General features: G+C 58.7%; 17 protein-coding genes and 1 pseudogene. 6 read left to right on the top strand and 12 right to left on the bottom strand.

Annotation, left to right across the window (positions count from 1 at the left end):
- Window positions 1–142 precede the first annotated feature (142 nt).
- Complete coding sequence (locus tag H4O10_RS04005; protein WP_049454263.1) at window positions 143–577, top strand: DUF4279 domain-containing protein; 435 nt, start codon at window positions 143–145, stop codon at window positions 575–577.
- Window positions 578–581: 4 nt separating this feature from the next.
- Here H4O10_RS04005 and arr read toward each other — a convergent pair whose 3' ends face one another.
- The gene (arr, locus tag H4O10_RS04000; RefSeq protein WP_033834865.1) at window positions 582–1,016 is read right to left on the bottom strand and encodes an NAD(+)--rifampin ADP-ribosyltransferase; all 435 of its coding nucleotides are present in this window, start codon (window positions 1,014–1,016) and stop codon (window positions 582–584) included.
- A 126-nt stretch (window positions 1,017–1,142) separates the two neighbouring features.
- Window positions 1,143–1,394: an accessory factor UbiK family protein gene (locus H4O10_RS03995; RefSeq protein ID WP_005419983.1), complete on the bottom strand. Its 252-nt coding sequence runs from the start codon at window positions 1,392–1,394 to the stop codon at window positions 1,143–1,145.
- 155 nt (window positions 1,395–1,549) lie between these two features.
- Here H4O10_RS03995 and H4O10_RS03990 point away from each other — a divergent pair, with 155 nt between their 5' ends.
- A complete protein-coding gene (locus H4O10_RS03990; protein WP_005411374.1) occupies window positions 1,550–1,888 on the top strand; it encodes a P-II family nitrogen regulator in 339 nt (112 codons plus the stop codon).
- Window positions 1,889–2,024: 136 nt separating this feature from the next.
- Here the strand turns inward: H4O10_RS03990 and H4O10_RS03985 are convergent, their stop codons facing one another.
- The 4 genes from H4O10_RS03985 to H4O10_RS03970 form a co-directional block, all read right to left on the bottom strand.
- Entirely contained in the window at window positions 2,025–2,672 is a 648-nt protein-coding gene (locus H4O10_RS03985) for a hypothetical protein (RefSeq protein ID WP_223846443.1), read from the bottom strand.
- A 116-nt stretch (window positions 2,673–2,788) separates the two neighbouring features.
- Window positions 2,789–3,448: an RIO1 family regulatory kinase/ATPase gene (locus tag H4O10_RS03980; protein ID WP_049451155.1), complete on the bottom strand. Its 660-nt coding sequence runs from the start codon at window positions 3,446–3,448 to the stop codon at window positions 2,789–2,791.
- A 296-nt stretch (window positions 3,449–3,744) separates the two neighbouring features.
- Complete coding sequence (locus H4O10_RS03975; RefSeq protein ID WP_031270585.1) at window positions 3,745–5,544, bottom strand: ATP-dependent helicase; 1,800 nt, start codon at window positions 5,542–5,544, stop codon at window positions 3,745–3,747.
- On the bottom strand, window positions 5,541–7,382 hold the full coding sequence (locus tag H4O10_RS03970; RefSeq protein WP_021204017.1) for an AAA family ATPase: 1,842 nt from the start codon (window positions 7,380–7,382) through the stop codon (window positions 5,541–5,543). Before H4O10_RS03970 ends, H4O10_RS03975 begins: the two co-directional genes overlap by 4 nt.
- 604 nt (window positions 7,383–7,986) lie before the next feature.
- Between H4O10_RS03970 and H4O10_RS03965 the strand changes: the two are divergent.
- Window positions 7,987–8,616, top strand: a pseudogene (locus H4O10_RS03965) (IS3 family transposase); the annotation flags it as partial.
- 62 nt (window positions 8,617–8,678) lie between these two features.
- Here the strand turns inward: H4O10_RS03965 and H4O10_RS03960 are convergent.
- The 4 genes from H4O10_RS03960 to H4O10_RS03945 all read right to left on the bottom strand — a co-directional run bounded on the left by H4O10_RS03960 (window position 8,679) and on the right by H4O10_RS03945 (window position 13,978).
- Window positions 8,679–9,965 (bottom strand): TniQ family protein, encoded by a 1,287-nt coding sequence (locus tag H4O10_RS03960; protein WP_072167341.1) that lies wholly within the window; start codon window positions 9,963–9,965, stop codon window positions 8,679–8,681.
- Window positions 9,966–9,987: 22 nt separating this feature from the next.
- Window positions 9,988–11,010, bottom strand: a complete 1,023-nt coding sequence (locus H4O10_RS03955; RefSeq protein ID WP_258015418.1) for a transposition helper protein — start codon at window positions 11,008–11,010, stop codon at window positions 9,988–9,990.
- Between the two features lie 55 nt (window positions 11,011–11,065).
- A complete protein-coding gene (locus H4O10_RS03950; protein ID WP_032954698.1) occupies window positions 11,066–13,459 on the bottom strand; it encodes a transposase in 2,394 nt (797 codons plus the stop codon).
- A gap of 210 nt (window positions 13,460–13,669) precedes the next feature.
- Window positions 13,670–13,978, bottom strand: coding sequence for a hypothetical protein (locus H4O10_RS03945; protein WP_005420891.1), 309 nt, complete (start codon window positions 13,976–13,978; stop codon window positions 13,670–13,672).
- Between the two features lie 267 nt (window positions 13,979–14,245).
- Between H4O10_RS03945 and H4O10_RS03940 the strand changes: the two genes are divergently transcribed.
- Window positions 14,246–14,638, top strand: coding sequence for a hypothetical protein (locus tag H4O10_RS03940; RefSeq protein WP_021204010.1), 393 nt, complete (start codon window positions 14,246–14,248; stop codon window positions 14,636–14,638).
- Between the two features lie 405 nt (window positions 14,639–15,043).
- Here the strand turns inward: H4O10_RS03940 and H4O10_RS03935 are convergent, their stop codons facing one another.
- Together H4O10_RS03935 and H4O10_RS03930 are read right to left on the bottom strand one after the other, a co-directional pair.
- Window positions 15,044–15,499 (bottom strand): hypothetical protein, encoded by a 456-nt coding sequence (locus tag H4O10_RS03935; RefSeq protein ID WP_005420886.1) that lies wholly within the window; start codon window positions 15,497–15,499, stop codon window positions 15,044–15,046.
- A gap of 37 nt (window positions 15,500–15,536) precedes the next feature.
- Window positions 15,537–16,007 (bottom strand): NIF family HAD-type phosphatase, encoded by a 471-nt coding sequence (locus H4O10_RS03930; protein WP_005420884.1) that lies wholly within the window; start codon window positions 16,005–16,007, stop codon window positions 15,537–15,539.
- A gap of 439 nt (window positions 16,008–16,446) precedes the next feature.
- Between H4O10_RS03930 and H4O10_RS03925 the strand changes: the two genes are divergently transcribed.
- Entirely contained in the window at window positions 16,447–16,815 is a 369-nt protein-coding gene (locus H4O10_RS03925) for a helix-turn-helix transcriptional regulator (RefSeq protein WP_134970384.1), read from the top strand.
- Window positions 16,816–17,038: 223 nt separating this feature from the next.
- Window positions 17,039–17,308, top strand: a complete 270-nt coding sequence (locus H4O10_RS03920) for a hypothetical protein (protein ID WP_134970386.1) — start codon at window positions 17,039–17,041, stop codon at window positions 17,306–17,308.
- The last annotated feature ends 249 nt before the right edge of the window (window positions 17,309–17,557 follow it).

Here is a 17,557-nt window from a genome sequence, read left to right as displayed (position 1 = left end):
GTCCTGTTGGGGTCTGACAGATAACTAAAAGTGGCTTCGACAGCCGACTCAGCTCAAGTGTTGCCGTCCGCTTCTGGCCGAAATCTGACATCATCGGTGCCTACGCGCGGGAATGCATTCCGACAAGGAAAACTGGATTCCAATGGCAGCATTCGATCATTCCTTGGTAACGCTCAGATTCTTCTGGGACGACCTCTTGCCAGACCAGATCAGTGCTTTGCTCGGAGCGGCTCCAACCGCATCGCATCACAAGGGCCAGGAATTCAGAGGCAACCCATCAGGCACCGTGCGTATCGCCAGGACTGGAAGCTGGCAACTTGATGCGGAGCGTCGTGAGCCTGAAGATCTGGAAGCGCAGATCTTCGAGATCCTCGATCAGCTCACCGGCGATCTCGCCGTATGGCAGTCATTGGCACGGTTCCGGCCTGACCTGTTCTGCGGTCTTTTCATGTGCAGCAGCAATGACGGTGTCTCGCTTTCGCCCCGCGTGCTGCTCGCTTTGGGAGAGCGCGGCATTGAGCTCGGGCTGGACATCTATGAAGCCGATGAAGAAGTGCGCAACGCCCAACGCCAGTAGGTCATCAATTGATGATCTCCCCACTCCCCGAAGCAACAAACGCCTTCAACTGCTGGACGAACTCCGCGTCATACAGCTCCCACTCCGTAATCTCCCCAAGAACCCGCAACGGCTGCGCACTCCGATACGACCGCGTCGGGTTCCCGGGAAACTTCTTGTTGGTCACATTCGGATCGTCTTCAAACGGCCCGGTCGGCTCCACTACATACACGCGCGGCCGCCCCTCACCCTTGGCCATCTCCGCAGCCAGCCCGGCGCCCTTGGCAATCGTGGTGAAGTAGATGTGGTTCATCACCACACTGTCGCGATAGTTGGAGCGGAAGCCCGCGCTCAGCAGCTCGCCCACCGCCAGATCAGCGCGTGTGCCGTGATAGAACGGCCCGGCGACCTGGTCGCAGGTGCCATGCGAAACGGGTGTCCAATCGGTGTCCTGCGCCATCGCTGCTGCCCCCGCGTGTCCTGCCGGATCGACAGGCCGGCGAGTCTAGGGCGCCCGGTGGGCCTTGCTGCAAGGCCCCATCCGGGAAATAATCTGTAAACGGGAGGCGCGGTGCGCCTCCTTTTTTCATTCTGCGGCGCCGCGCCCTTCCAGCTCGCGCACGGCGGTTTCCAGCGCATCCAGCTTCTGGCGGGTCTTCAGTAGCACGGCGCGCTGCACTTCGAACTCCTCGCGGGTGACCAGGTCCAGCTTGGCCAGGCCGGCCTGCAGCGCGCTCTTGAAGGTGGCCTGCAGTTCCTCGCGCGATTCGCGCAGGCCCGGCGGCACCAGGTCGCTGAGGCGACGGGCGAGGTCATCGATTTGATTCAGGTCGATCATGGGGTGCTCCGTGGGGGTGGGCCCGTGCATCCGGCGCGGGCAGGCCATTCGGGCACAAGGATACTGCTGGCACCCACTGCCCGGACAGGCCGCAGCGGCTTCGCACGGGCCGCGTTCAGGCGCTATCCTCCACGCCGGAAGACAGGAGATAGACGATGAAGATGGTCATGGCGGTGATCAAGCCGTTCAAGCTCGACGACGTGCGCGAAGCGCTGGCCGAGCGTGGGGTCACTGGGATCACGGTGACGGAAGTGAAGGGCTTTGGTCGCCAGAAGGGCCACACCGAGCTGTACCGCGGCGCGGAGTATGTGGTCGACTTCCTGCCGAAGGTGAAGCTGGAAGTGGCGGTGACCGATGACCAGGTGGAGGCCGTGGTTGAGGCCATCGTGAAGGCCGCCGGTACCGGCAAGATTGGTGACGGCAAGGTGTTTGTGTACGACCTGGGCAGTGTGGTGCGTATTCGTACCGGTGAGTTGGACGCGGACGCGTTGTAAGGGGGGGGGGGACCGCTGCGCAGTCTGAGCGACGGGATGCTTGCCGCCTCTGTTGTAGAGTCGAGCAAGCTCGACTCCACAACCGGGATCGGGCGGAGCGAACACCCGTGTTCGACGAAGTACCCTCCCAGTGTGATCAACCCGGCGGAATGAGGGAGGACGACCGCCACTCCGGCAGACCGAGCGCGCGGCGGGTGCGCGTCACGGTGGCGGCGATCTCTGCCTCGAAGCCGCCATCACGTTGCAGCAGCGGCATGAGTTCGGCACAGCGTTGCTTCAGCACATCGACCCATGGCGCTGGGTGGGTCTCCGTAGCGGCCAGTGCCAAGTGCCTGCGACCCTCGTCGTAAGCGCCCGCCAGCCCGGCAGTGATGCCCGCATGGATGTGTTCGCGGATGCCCGGTTTGGGGTGGCGGTTCATCAATGCACGCACATGCCCCGGGGTGGGGAAACGGTCACGCAGGGCCAGTACCTCGGCGGCGGCCTGCTCGGCCAGTGCCTGTGCGGCCGAGGCAAACTCGGCGGTTTCGGTGAAGCGTTCGAATCCGGCAACGCGGCCGCCCACGTCGAAGGACAGGTAGTCCTTTTCTTCCCAGAGCCAGCAGGCGCCGACATTGAGGTAGCTGCCCCTGTCCCATGCCGAAGGCTGGAACTCGACCACCCCGACCCACCAGCCCTGGTCGTCAAGCCAAGTGCGCGAACGGCCCTTTTGCACGCAGCCCAAGGGGCGCAGTATGGATCTTGCGGCTGCAGTCAGCAGGCGGGTGTGTTCAGGTGTCGGCATCCCCAGCATCCTTGCGAGTGGCGTGCCGACGAGTATCGCAGAGCACATCGGGCGTGTGGCCCGGGGCAAATGCGGGGCAAACAGCAGTCGCGCAAGCAATGCAGGGCGAACAGCGCTTACCGCCGCTTGGCCCACTTGTAGAACCGCTTCCAGCCCTGCCGCACGGCAGCGACCCAGCCCGGGTCGGCCACCAGTGCGGCCTGCGCGGCACTTGGCGCCTGGCCGGTCACGCGCTGGCGGATCTTCAGCAGGTTCTTCATGTCACTGCGGCTCAGTTGCCGGCTCAGCGGGTTGCGGCGCAGCCAGCGCGGGGCGCGCCAGGCCGAGGTGAAGTCCAGCAGCACCGGCACGCCGCCGCTGATCACCACGTTAGTGCCATGCAGGTCGTTGTGGGTGATGCCGGCGGCGTGCAAGCGGCTGAGCGCGTGCTGCAGCTGCTCGAACACCTCATTGCCGACGGCCTGTGCGGTGCTCAGGGTCTGGCCGGGGATGAACTCCATGCCCAGCGCCAGGCCACCGAGGGTGCCGAGCAGCGCGGGGGCGTGCTTCCAGCCGCCGAGGCGCTGCAGCATGCGGGCCTCGCGGCGCACCATCAGTCGCGCGATCAGCGAAACGGGAGTGCCGCGGTAGCGGGAGTAGTCCTTGATGACTGCCTCGCGCCCGTCCAGGCAGGTGCGATAGACGTCGGGGGCCAGGAAGCGTTCGCCGCGCTTGAGCAGCAGCGGGGTGGCGGCCTCATCGCCGCAGGAGGAGGGGGGCAGAGCAGGAAGATACATGTCGGGGTCTCGGACGACCCGGTGGGTGGCGCAGAGCGTCAAGCGAATAGACGGGCAACCAAAGGTTTGTCGCCATCCGCAACCATAGGTTGAGCCAATTTCCTGCTTCCATTGGCGCAACTATGGTTGTCAAGCACTCATAGTCTCCCCCGCTGACCGGCAGGAACCCAGTTCCATCGAGGGAAGCGTATTCAGGTCCGATCTAGCGGAAAACCTATGCTTGCTCCCATTCAGCTTCATTCCCTGCGTTGACGTTGATTCCAGTGCCGCGTTGGGTTCCTGTCCAATACGCCCATTCAGAGGGAACCGTTGTCATGTCCGGCCGTTGGGGTTGCAGCCGTAGCGGTTGCGTCCTTGAAGCCCTTTGCTTGGAGATCGGCACGAAGGCTCTTCAAAGCTGTTGCAGGGACAGCCAACCACAGCAGATCCCTTGCCCGGGTCACAGCCACGTACCCGATTCGCCCGTCCTCGGTGGAACCTCCGCCTAGCAGTGCAGATACATGCGGTTTCGTTGCCATGTAGAGGACGGCATCCAGGCTTTCGCCTTTGACCTGGTGCACGGTACTGATTTTGACCCGCAAGGGCTGATCGGCACCTAGGTCAGGCGGGCTCATTAGCGGTGAGCCGGGCAAACTCCTCTTCGAGAGCCGAGCACCGAGCGTGGACGATGTGTGGTTGAGACCGTGGGCTGTGCTCAGATTGGTCATCAGGACCCTTATACGTTGCAACAGTGCCGGCTGCCAATCGCTAACAGCGGGCAGCGCCGCGCTGGGCAGGCCCGAGACCGGATCTCGCGTAAAAGCCCAAATGACACGACGAAGTGCTCGTTCCTCTGGGTACCTGGCAGGCTGAGTCAGGCGAGCAACGATGCCCTTGGGCGCGTTGTCGGTCAAACCCATGATGGCAGTTGCCACGAGTCTGAATGCTGTTGAGTAGTCGGAGTGGATATCGCGCGCCATCGCTGCCTGGGCAAGGATCTTGGTCGTTCCCACGCCAGGCGCACCCTCATGCCCAGCCAGCTCGTTGGCCCACTTGCGTGCGCGGCAGAGCACGGCGGAGCGTGCTGGGTCCAACCCAGCGGAGACCAGTGTTGCCTGGAAGGCCGCCATGACCTTCTTCGTATCGGCAGTCGTGTACGGAACGAAGTAGGCCCCGTGGAGCGTAGGTGGCGCTGTCCTATCCGGATCGTCCGTACGCGCCGAGATTGCGTTGGCGAGATCGAGTACGGCCGGCACGGACCGATAGTTCCGCGTCAGGGCGGCCGCAGAAACACCGGGTTTGCTGTGGTAGCTGGACAGGAACGAGCCGGTCGCGCCCATGAACTCGTAGATGCCTTGATTGGGATCCCCAATAAGGGAAATCTGAGAGCCTGCTTGGCTGAGCCTCTCAATGATCACCTGGTGCAGAATGCCGATATCCTGGGCTTCATCAATGAGGATGTGGGGATAGCGACGCGCAAGGACTCGGAGGATCTCGGGTTGTTCGCGGAGGGTAAGGTCGACCCAGTAGCGCGCCAGCTCGTGGGTGTAAGCCCCCAGTTTTCCCAATGCTGCGGCAACCTTTGGGCCATTGTTGATCCTCGCCAGCATGCCGGAGTTCTGATAGAAGAAGCCCGTTGCAGCTCCAGAAGGGCCTATGACAACGCGATGGATATGCCCTTGGGGCACTGGGTAGCTATCGGTTCTCGGCGATTCCACCCAGAAGCGATAGTCCTTACCTAAAAGGAATGACTCGCTCCCTGATAGCAAGAACGGGGTCGTGGTACACCCCATCGTCCGATGGGCGTGGGGTCGCAGAATATTTGTCGTAATGAACCCGTCCAATGTGTCGATCTCGACACGCTGGTGGGACGGGATCTTGAGCGATCCCATTGCGAGTGCCTGGTACTCGCGCCTGAAGGTCTCCACGGCGATGTTCGAGAAGGACAGGAGCGCAACCCGGCCCCGGTGATCACCGAGGCATTGACGTATGTGGGCCAGCCTACGTACAGCCGTGAAGGTCTTCCCACTTCCCGCGCAAGCAATGACCGACATCGGATGCAATGGTGCCGTGATGATCTCACCCTGTTCAACTGAAGGAGTAGTATCCGTGCTCATTCGTCTTCAGCCTTCTTCGGGCCAGGCTGACAAGCGTGCTCGACTGCAGCCTGGATATACTCCGGAACAGTGAATTCTTCCTTTTTCGCCTTGGCGATCAGGTACGCCAAAGCTTGTGCAAAGCGCCCCTTCTGGACGTTTCCGTTCTTCCTCTCGAACATCCCGCTGAACAGTACGCGAGCCTTCTCTGCATCTCCCGTAGCGGCGTCTACCTTCTTCTCCAGGTTCGCAGAAATCTTCGGGTGTAGCTCCTTAAGCGCCGCAAGCATGATCTTGCGATTGCTGGCGTACAAGGCCAAGTCATACTCAAGCGTCTTCAGCCCATGGAAGATCTTGAGATATGAATCCGCGAACCTGAGCATATTCAAGGTGTTGGCGGACGCCTGCACCTTGTCGCCGATCGAAGGGTAGACAGGGGCCGCCTTCTTCTTTCCACTTGAGGTCCCATCTTCCGGCGCATGGTCGTCTGCTTCTGCGCTGCCATCGCCCTTTTCCTCTTCCTCTTCATCCTCTTCACTCGGACCTGTTGGGTCCGCATCCGTAAGTACGGAGACAGGAATCTTCAGCGCCTTCTCGCCGAACAGTGGAATGAATGAGTCGAAGTTGAGACCTTCAACGCTGATGAGGCTTACCCCATGCTTACGTAGATCGTGACCGCACTTCTCGGCGAGCACACTGACAAGGACCAATTCCGCAGCACCCTCGACCAGGATTGCGCGGCGCGCAAAGAAAAGCTCAGCCCGAGTGACGTCCAAATAGCGCTCAAGCTTCTCACGCTTTCCGACAGAAAACTTGATGTCTCGGGGAAAGAAAGTCTCCACCTTGATTCCGGTGTCAACAAGACAGGTGAGACTGTCGAGGTTGGCGATGCTGGCAAAGTTGGGTGAGTGGCTGGTAACGAACAGCTGGACAGGCTTCTCTTTGTCCACTGCCTTGATGGTCTCAAAGTATCCCAGGAGCACAGCCTGCAATTGGGGATGCAGATGTGCCTCGGGCTCCTCAATGATCAGGCCTCGATAGCTAGCTTGCGGGTTCTTGGTCAGCTCGCTGAGAACGACCGCCATGAAGATCAGATTGTTGAATCCGAGCCCATTTTGCTCAAGCTCGAACAGATCTACGGTAAGAGAGAGACGCGAAGCCAGGCGTTGGAAATCGCTGACGCTAACCCCCAGCTCGAGCAGCTGGGACAGCTGTGGCCCCAACATCTCGGAGTGGCGAGTCGTTATCGCCTTATGGGTGCTCACAATCGGCGCTTTCGTCTTGAGCTCATCATCCAGCAGCTTCAGTGCCTTATTGATCTCGATCTTGCCATCGTCATCAACGAGCAGCTGAAACAGTCGGGACAGCTGGCTTGTGCGGCCGGGCCTAAGAGCCTGAGAAGCATCGCGCAGGGGCTGTAGATAGACGCCACGAAGGTTTTCCATCATGTCCGCTGTCAAGCCGACATCATCATGGTCTCCGCACCAGCGCTTCGCTCTAAGTCGCCCCGTCTTATCCGCCTCGGAGAAGCTGATGGTGATATGCGCCTCCATCTGCCCGTCCTTGGCAGGCTTCAGGGCAGTCATGAAGTCAGCTTCATCATCGGGGCTCAACCCTCGGAAGATGTACTTGAACACGATGTTGCCGCTAGGCGATCCTGTCTTCGGCCGATGAATATCGTCTGAGTCCAACCGCGGGTAAGGTTCATCGTGCCCGGCAAGGAGAGACCTCAGCGCATCGACAATGGCGGTCTTGCCCGCGTTATTCGCACCAACCAGGACGTTCAGTCCACTTTGGAAGTGCAGTACAGCGTTGTTGATCTTGCGAAAGTTCGAGATAGACAGCTCTGCCAAATACACCCTGATGTCTCCTTGTGCTCATGGCGGCGTAGCCGCCTCCTGTCCCAAACTGCAGCACGACGATGGCCGGCTGACAGCCCCTATCTACCTGGGCAGATTCTACTCAATTCAGGGAAATTGGACGTTCCGGCAACCCTCGTACGCCCATCGCCTTTTGGTTCCCCGGTCCCTCAGGCAAGTAAGGGGCGACGTCGGATCCATCCCCCAGCGAAGGCAGGGGGTACCACTGGTAGCAGTGCCTTTCAGCGCACCGACGCGCGATGAAGTGGCAGGCCCTATTCGGTCAATGCGGTGATTGCGCTTGTACATGGTGGCGGAGTTTGATTGGCGAAGGCCCTCATGAAGGACAACAGTTTGTTATCGCAATTCGTAACACTGATGTCCCCGGATCGCCAATTCTTTCGGGAACGACCTGGCGTAGCCTTCTCTTCCAGCAGCGCTGTCCATCTGCTGCCTTGAGTCAATCAACTTCTCATATCTGGAAACTGGGCTGTAGCCACCAATCCGAATTTGCAGTGTTCTCGGAATTTCAAAGCCTGTCATTCAGGGCCCGCTCTCATGGCTGACGGATGCGCGCCTTGTCGCCGCCGTCAGCAACGCTGGCCGGGTAGCGCGCCGGATGGCCGCCGACGGCCTGCAGGGCTGGCCACACCGCAAGCGTCGCGGGCGGCACGCAACTCCGGCCAGGACACCGCCGGGGGTGGTCAATCTGCTTGAACGCGATTTTCTCGCGCTGGAGCCGGAAACCAAGTGGGGGACAGATATTACCGAGATCGAGACCCAGCAGGGCAAGCTGTATCTGGGGATCGTGCTGGATCTGTACGACCAGCGCATCATGGGCTCGTCAATACACGATCGACAGGATCGCCAGATGGTGACCCGGGCTGTGCAGATAGCGGTGCGGCAGCGTCAAGGAAGCGATGAGGTAATCCTGCATTCGGATCGAGGCAGCCAGTTCCGCAGCCGCGACTACCAGGGGCATCTAGCGGCTAACGGGCTGATCTGCTCGATGAGCGCTGTGGGTCATTGTGGCGACAACGCGACCTGCGAAGCCCTCTTTGGGCCACTCAAGCGTGAGCGGATCTATCGAACGAACTGCGCCACAAAGTATGCAGCACGAGCGGATGCGTTTGACTACATAGAGCGACGCCATAACCCAAGGATGCGACGAAGGGTCGCCAGGCAGGACCAGAAGGTTGCAGCTCTTTTAGAACCGTCCGTGATATCGGGGTAGAACCCCGCGGTTGAACAACCCGCTCGGCTGCGCAGGGAAGTGATGTCTTCTTCTGGCCTTCTTCAGCGGCACGGGAAGGGATCACCGGAAGCTCGGAAGGCCGGAGAGCGCATGGCCTTTGTAATAACAACTGCGGTCCGGGCGCACTCTCTAGCGATCTCTGCCGAAATGGCGAATCTCTTCAGAACTTCACTTGCTACGCCCCGCTCGCGCATGCCGCTTTTAAGCAGGGTCATGGACAGGGCCATAATTCTGCTCGCCATGTTCCGACCCGCAAGAAGGTCCTGGCCAGGTTGCCTCTGAAGATCTAGGTAGACGCTGAATGACGGCGCACGGTGGATAGAACTTTTTCGTTTAGAAACCAACAATAGGCTAAGGAACTGCTGGCTAGGGAACACACGCGTATTGGCCTTGCAGAGCGCGTGGAGCACGACTTCGAATTTCCTCGCCTGAGCCCCCCAGTCCTCTAGATCAAACGCGATCTCACCGTCCACCTCATGGCCTGGAAACAATGAAGTCGATGAGGCCGGAACTGGTTCGGTCAAAATTCCGATAATGTCAACAGATTTGATGGCGGATAGGTTGAGTAGCGTTCTGAAAGTGGTGGTAGTTCGTCTGAAGCGAATTGCATCCCTCCAGAACCTGTTATGAACGATCTTCAGCCTATCCAATGTCCCATCTTGAAGGAGCCCATCAAAGAAACGTTGATAGTTCTCCGCAGGAATAACCACATCAGGGTTGGTTGCGGTCCAGCGTACGACGTCCTCGATCGAGGCGTTGGCCCAGGACTGAAGTGCGCTCGGCCTCTCGTGCGTGGTTGCGCGCGCTAGGCTGCAACCGCAATAGGCGCACGAGGCCGCGTTGCCCCTTCGCAACTGTTGACTGTTGCCGCATTCTTGGCAGCGATCAATGATTCTGACTGAGTGCAAGGAGCAATGCGAGTAGTGAAGGAAGTTCCAGATGAGCCTCTCACTTAGACCGTTACTCTCGCCAGCCTCCAGCAGGCACTCAGGACACCAGCGGCGATTGATGCCAGCAAGGCCGCCATCCCGCATCTGCAGGACATTAATGAAAGGCGAGAGCGTGCAGCCGACCAGGCGTTGGTTAGTCAGCTGCTCTAGCGCGCGCGCGCGGTTAAGGCTCACCTGCCCTGGTCCCACGAAGCTATTTCGCTCACTCAGTCCATTTCTTGGCTGACCCGCAACTTTGTCAAGCACTCCTGCGAGGTGTGTCTTTGTAAACCCGGTCGTTTCGCACATCCTCTGGAAGTACCCTCCAAGTGACTCAGTCTGGGCGGTGGCTCCGTCGATCGGTGCAATTGGCGGCAGTGCTGTCCACCGATACCGCATGTGTGCCGTAGTCATTTTCGCTCTACTCCCCCGTACCCATGCGCTTCAGGAAGTCAGCAATTCTTTTCTCACCATTCAAGGGCCTCTGATCCGCAAGCTTGTTGAAGGCCAGCACGCTGCTCCACACGGTTCCAAGCTCCTTCTCGCTTGAGGAGCTGGCGTGCAAGTGCGCTTCAGTGATGCTGTTCGCTCCCTCATTCTTTCGGCGGAGCTCAGCCCTATGGACGACGTCGATAGTGGGACCGAACACGCCAGCACCATTGGCGTACATCAAATCAGTATTCTTAACGAGGAGCTTGGGATCGGACAGGTTGAAGCTCTGCCCGATACCCTTCAGCACTGCAACGAAATCCCGCTCGTCTTGGGAATTCTTCAGGTTATACGGCCGGATGTAGACGAACCGGGATCGATTCCAGACGTCGGGGTGTCCCGCCCACAAACTCTCCGCAGTGTGGGTAGCCAGCATCACTATGACGCAGCCGATTTCTTCAATCAGTCGCACAAGGTTCGACATGTACCCATAGCTGGTTTGATGAAGATGCACCATCGTCAAGGTTGCCGCTTCTTCCAGGAAGATGTACTTAAGTTGACGTTGTTTCGCCACAGATTCGAAGCTGTGCTGCAATCTCGGCTGCGACTGCGTTGCCCTCACTCTCTTCCACAGCTGATTGTTTACCTCTGCCTCCGCCTGGACATGGTGCGCATCAGTACTGACCGATCGGTCCTTGTTCTCCAGCCAGCCGAAGTCGGGTTCCACCACGGCGTGATGGAGGCGCAGCGTGAGATCCTTGGAGTTGAACTTTCCCCGATCATTGGCCATTGCACGCACCGATATCAAAGGAAGCGTGCCAGATGGCCAGAGGCTCTGCTTCCCGGCAAGGACGGGAAGAATAGCTTTTCTGATCTCACTCTTGCCCGAGCCAGAAGGAGCCAATGCCCAGACGAACGTACCTGGGCGCGCACCTTGGATGGCATTCAAGAGTTCGGAGTAAGCCGTCCTCATGCGGCTATGATTCACAAAAGGAATTCCAGAGTTGCTGTCCACTATCGGTTCCTGTGAATTTGAATGACTGGCGCGGGCTTGCCCCCGATTACACAAGCTACGGCGACTCAATGTCGTCAAAGTCATCCATGGCTCGCTTCTTGATTCCGCGCAGAGCGATCTCGTCAAGAGCGTCATTTGATTGCGAAGGGAGGCTACTGGAGTCCGCCTCCCCCGGTTTGGGATGAGCCGCGGTGTTGGGCTTCGCGTTCGCGGCTGCCGTACGCATCGCCTGAGCGTGCCTTGCGGTCTGCTTTGCTTCGCGGAGCGATGGCGCGTAGAGCTGGTCATACATACCCCTGAACGACCGCTCAATCAGGGTGGAATTGGCTAGAGGCCCGATCAAGTTGCAGAACGCCTTGAACAGTCCACGATTCGTCCTAACCCAGATGAAGCTCGGGTCCTCCGGATCTGTTCGAAGCTGCTCAACATCGAATGACGCGTCGAGCTCCCTCAGTTCATTGGAGTGAAAATACCGACCATTCACCTCGAACCCTCGTCCGGGTACATACTTGTTATTGCTGTGCGGGATCGCGGTTCTGAAGAGGAATTCTTCGTCAACCAACGCGTGCAGGCCGGCACTAGGAAAGAGAAGATCTGCGTGGGCTGCACGTTCAGCCGGACTTGCGAAGCCTTGTACAGGAACGCTCGGGAAGTGCTCATAGAGCGTTTCCTTGGCCACCGTATGAACGGTTTCAAAGCAGTGCCTGGCAGTGTTGTAGCTCTTGAACTTCCCGTCCACGCCCCGACCCGCCTTGTCGGGATCGGTGCTGCCGACAAGCTCATGGCTGACTTGGGAATTGAACCTTTTAAAGTATCGCTCTACGTTCGAGTTGAACCTCGAACCTGCCGTTGGGCAGATATGGATTGAGAACTGATATCGCAAAGCCAGAGCTATGAGAAAGTGCGACTGATTCTCCGTTCCCCGATCGACAAAGATGCTGTTGAACAGTCGTCCATGTCTGCGGACGTAGTTCCGTATCAGGATGGCCAAACCATCGCGCCGTGCTGGCCCGAAGACAACGGAATGCGCCATTGGCAAATCAGTCGCCTCATCTGTTCCTAGATAAATCAGAGGGGACTCTGCGCTTGCACTCATTCCATCGTCGCGCACCACCCTGACGTCAACTTTGGTACTGTCGACGTGCAGGACTGCATGTTTAGCTAAGGCTGTACCCGACCGGTCGCGCGCGTCCGAGCGCGGCCGTTGCTTTTGGTAGCCACGCATTCCCTGCGTTGCAAGGACCTTACGCAGCTCCAGGCGCGGATCAGCGAGCCTGCGTTCGAAGGCCTGGCGGCTCTGTGGCGACTCGCCGTCAGATTCACAGGCCTCCTTGAGCGCAGCGTATGCGTCCTTCTTCTGTGAATACTTGCCTGCGGCGTATGCGCGAATTGCCTCAGCCGTCCGCTTCTCCTGAACGGGGGTAAGCCGGCTCATTCGGTTGCCGCTTGCATGAAATCTGGTAAGGCACTGCTCAAGTTCGTTTTCACCTCTGCTTCGCGCCTCGGCTACATTCCGCGCTACCCCACGCAGGTGTTTGGGGACGGCTGTACCCTTCGCATGCGCGGATTGAATCAATGCCAGCCGCTTTTCGGCGTGGGTGGCGTCGACTAGCGTCGCCGTTGCGAACGCAGAGTTCAGTTGATTGCGAGAGTGCCTGGCAACCTCAAAGAAGTTGCTTCCTATCTCAATAGCCTGAGCCTGACTCAAGGTTAAAAAGAAGTTGCTCGTGTCCGTGAGCGGAACATGCTCAACTGGACCGAAGGCCCAGCGGGTTCCAAGCAAAAGCGCCGCCTGGCTCAGGTTGAATCCCTCGATAGTCTCGATCATCCAATCGAGGCTCTTGGGGCCGTCGGCGAGATGCGCATGGATGCGCCTGCCCAAGACTTGAGCCGCGTCGGCAGGTACCATGCGCACTTCGTTATAGATGACCTGCAGGTTCCGAAGTGGCGTGTCGACGCGGGACGGACTGAGCCACAGGACGTGCTCCATGCCGCGCTGCCTTGCCCAAGGACCATAGGCAAGGTTCTGAAGATTTCCATCGACATCAATCCATTCACCGGACTTTGCCGTAAGCAAGCTGTCACGAGCGGAGGCGGCCTTGCATTCGACCAGCTCAACGCGACGGGTGCGGACGACCAGAAAATCCAAGGTGCCGCTCCTTACATGACTGCCAAGTCTCACTCCCTTACAGGCGACCTGCGGGAAGTAGCCAAGCACATCCGGATCCAGCTCCAGAGTCAGCGCGAACAGATGTTCAACGGTATGACTCTCCAGCGTGATCAGCTGGCCACATTTCACTGAGTTGAAGTGGGTCACAACGTTGTTCAGCGCACCCTTTCCTGGCTTCCGCGCTGGACTCGAGCTAGCCATCTCAAGGATGTGCTCTCGCTGTTCGACAGTTAGGCCCTCATGCTCCCGCAGACGCTCGGCCAGTTCTTCTTGATTCATGGAGCCCTGCCTATCTACTGGGAGGCGGGCAGCCGCCTCCCTCCCGGAATGCCTAGGGGTTGATTCTTATCGGGGTAAGGGGGTAGATTCGGCATAGCGGTACTCATCGCTGCGCCTCAAACAGACCCCGGCCTGCCAGCCGGGGTTTGTCTTTTCTACCCCAGAGAGTGTTCTTAGCTCACCTGGAGGTCCTCCATGGGAAGATTGGGATCATTGAGTGGCCTGCGGATTGCTGACGGTCTCCGCGCTGCGCGCTGCGGTGAACAGCCATTGCGCGAGATCTCTGGAGCGGATCATGCGGCCCTTCCTCCCAGGGATGGTTGAGGTCGCTACACCCAGTCGGTTGTCATATGCCGCACGCCTGGCCGCGCCGATGCTGTTGTAGCCAAGCAGCATCCAGACTTCTGAGAGCCGGACATAGAGCCCGTACTCCTCCGCCACCTGCTCGGCGAGCTGGTCAGGAGTCGTTGCGCGAAGTGCGAGCGTTTGTATCGACAAGGGCACCATGTAGGCGAGCATCACTCACTCTCCTTCATATTGCAAACAGAGAGCACATTCTCATATTTGTGGTGTACAAATTATCTGATTACGTATCAGATAATCTGATATGCATACCGCTACAGCGGTTGCCATGTCAGAAAACGCAGCACGAGATGCAGTTCGTGGATTGCGATAGGATGGGCATGCTGCTGGCCGTTGAATGGGATGACGGCGCGTTGGTAGGTGTGGGGTTTTGGCACACGACGATGTGCTTCTAAGAGAAGTCGATTGGTAGATGAGCACATGATGAGCATCCCTACAGATCAGCTCAGTCGCGAAGAGCTTTCAGGCTCGGCATTAAGAGCCTTCTTCAAACTCGCTGCGAGGTGGGATCTGTCGGGACTCCAGCAGAGAACGTTGCTTGGAGGTCCCCCTGATGCTTCTTACGAGGCATGGGTGCGAGGCGATTACGAGCATATCGATGACGACGTATTGATACGGATTAGCTATCTACTTGGCATCTACAAAGCTCTTCATATCCTTCTGCCGGACTCCATTCAGGCGGATGGCTGGATAAGGCGGCCGAACATGGCACCCATGTTTGCTGGGAACACCGTACTGGAGTTTCTTTGCCGCGGAGGCTTGAGCGAACTTAGGGATGTGCGATCTTACTTGGACGGGCAGGACGCCATCAGCTAGACAAGGGGTGCCATTCACCTTGGGCCGCGTAACAAGTCGATGAGGTTGACCGGGTTTATGCAGACCTGGACCCATCAGTCTCCGTCGTATGAGATCACGGGGGATGAATAAGAGTCGCTGTTCTTGCAATGGACCTGGATTCAACTAAGGGGAAGCTTAGACATTCACCCTACGATTGTCCTCGATGTACGCGTCGCAGAAACTTGGCTGAGCCTCTGTCCCGGCGGTTGGCGGCTGCTGCATCGTCATCAGGTGAGCATAGCCATGGATTGCTGGAGGCCTGCAAGCCGCCAGACTGTAGGCTTCCGCGTATTCGCTCTCAACTAGTTCCGCACTGCCAGACTCAGTTTCAATTGAAGGATGTCGGGTAGACGCTAGCGTTGAGTCATCTCGGTAAGGCCACTCTCAGACATCCTCTTCGAACTCGCAGTGCACTGCATACAACACGCGGGCTGGGTCTACACTCAGCATCGCGGCCGGTGCCGCGCCCAAAAGCAACGCGTGCGGCGACAAGAACCACTCGGCCTCGCCCCAACCGGTACTGCGACGCAGACCATCCGGCTCACGCTGGAAAGGACCAAAGTCCCGCAACACTGCTAGGATCTCGACTAATCGCTCAAAGGGCTGGCCATCTGGGCGGAACTGCCAGGTCGGGTAGCGGTAGCTGCCGACGGGTTGCGTGACATACACGCCCAGCAGCTTCCCCTGACGTCGCAACTCGCTTGCACTGTGGCAGCCGCTGCCGAGCTTCAAGTCTAGCCCGGCATTGACCTGTGCTGCACTGAACCACTGTGAGGCGAGACTTTCGCGCCTTGCTGCGGCGGAATCTAGGATCTCTCGTGGGGGCGCGAAGCGAGTCATGCGAGCCTGAGCTGAACCAAAGATGGATTGCGCATGGCTACGCGTCTCCGCTCCGGGCTAGGGGGCGCAAGTCAGCGTCTGCATTACGGGTGCGATCAAGCAAACGGTGGAGTACCAGGTTGAGGCCATCATCGTCTGATGAATAGGGAGAACCGAACAACGGGACCTGGACCCAAAGGTGCTCCTGCCCAGGATGGACATAAGGGCCGTGATCATCGAGTAGTATTGCCTCGCCCAGATTTGGCGAGGCGAGACGTAGGTCTTTCGTCTTTCCCGACCACCTGATGTAGGGCAGCTCCACGAACCAGGCCGGGGTACTGCCTTCGCGAGCCAACAGCGCGGCGATGCTGCGAAAGCGATCTTCGGGAACTGTTGTGAACATCGTCAGCTGATCAAACAGCGCCTGGACTTCCTCAAGGAACCGGTAGAGTCCGGGCCTGGGAATCTGGCTGATTGCGTTTGAGATGAGCGTTCCCTCAAGGTCAAGTGCCAAGATCGTCGGCTTCATATGCTGCCTCTATTGTTGGTGCGAGCGCCCAACCTTGCTCTCCTGGCTGATCGCTGTCTATCGTGTGAGCCTACTCGTAGGCACGGGAGTGCGTCTCCCGGCGCGAGCTTGGCGCGCACAGCGAACAGGTGTATCGCAGGAGCCACAAGTTTGCGGGCATCGTTGCTATTCTCATCCAGTCGTCGACATTGCTAAGTTCTGCCTGCGGCCGTGGCGCAGTTCCGAGCGGTTCGCGCAAGGTAGCTGCAGCTGACTGACGACGATCAGTTGCTCCAGAATGCCAACGACGAACATCTTTGTTGGTCCGGCCGCGGCAATGATATATCCCAGCAATTGAGCGCAGTCTGGTGCCAGTTGTGCGCATGATACCTGCAGGTATGTAGGATCTGTTTATATAGGCTTCTATTCTGCGGGAGATTTCGCGTCATTACGATGAGTTATGGAAGTGCCAGAGTTGCGCGCTTTTCCGCGCACAACGGGAGAAGACACCCCTAATGAGCACATTTGCGCGCAAATGAGTCACATGCCAATCCAGTCCCCTGAGGAAATTGCCGAGGCCCTAGGAAAGCGGATCAGGGCGCGCCGCCTTCTGGCCAATGTGTCGCAAGCAGCGTTGTCCGACAAAGCAGGGATCTCTCGCAGGGCATTGGTGCAACTGGAGAGCGGGCAAGGATCAACTGTCCACACGCTGATCTCAACCCTTAAAGCGTTGGGCTTGGAGCAACAGCTGAGTTTTCTCGTCCCTGTCCCAACCGTTAGCCCAATGGCCATGCTGAAGGCTAAACGGCTACGCAGGCGAGCGTCCTAGAGTCAGGAGAGGCACCTGGTAGCCTCCCATGACGCGAGCGTAGCCGTCTCTTGCCCACGTCCAATTCGGCAGAGGCTCAAACTTCTCGCGAAGGTGTTTTGGGCTTTAGTGCATAGCTATTCGATAGCCTACAGTAGTTGGGGGTACAGAGGGCCTGCATGTGGTGGCGGGTGTCTCCTCCCGGTATCGTTGTTAGCAACGTCACATCCGCAAGGTACGGCCTATGCCGCGTCAGCCAACCATTTCGTACAACACTAGCCTCGGAGCTGATGGAAAACCAAAGGCAATTACAGCTGATTACTACTTGGCCACGACTCAGGATGTGATGCAGTTCTATTGCTTCGATGAGCCGGCAGAACAAGGCAGCGAGGGCAAGTGGCAGCTCATCGATCAGTTGGATCGAACGCGTCTACTCGGCGCCGGCGACAAGGCGACGGCCAAGACTTGGGCTAAGCGCCTGGGCCTCAAGTCCTGGACCTATGTCCGCGTCTGACCTCATAGGCGGGCCCCCTGAGTAGTCGTCTCGCCATGGCGGCATCCGACCAAAGCGGACATCCGGCGGCGGGGGGGGGGGCTGCATCCTGCTGGATCCGGTTATACATCGGCTTGTTAGCCGGACCGAGCCGGCCTAAGATCGAGTCGTACCAAGGGGATAGCCCACCCTAAGGTGCGCTGTGTGGATAAGTCGTATAACCGGACCCAGGGATCCGGCTATTAGGTAGTTAGGTTGCACATGAGGCAT

The sequence above is a fragment of the Stenotrophomonas sp. I18B00994 genome (assembly GCF_014145825.1).
GTDB lineage: Bacteria > Pseudomonadota > Gammaproteobacteria > Xanthomonadales > Xanthomonadaceae > Stenotrophomonas > Stenotrophomonas maltophilia.
The sequence above is the reverse complement of the archived record's forward strand: the minus strand, read 5'-3'. Positions and strand labels throughout refer to the sequence as shown.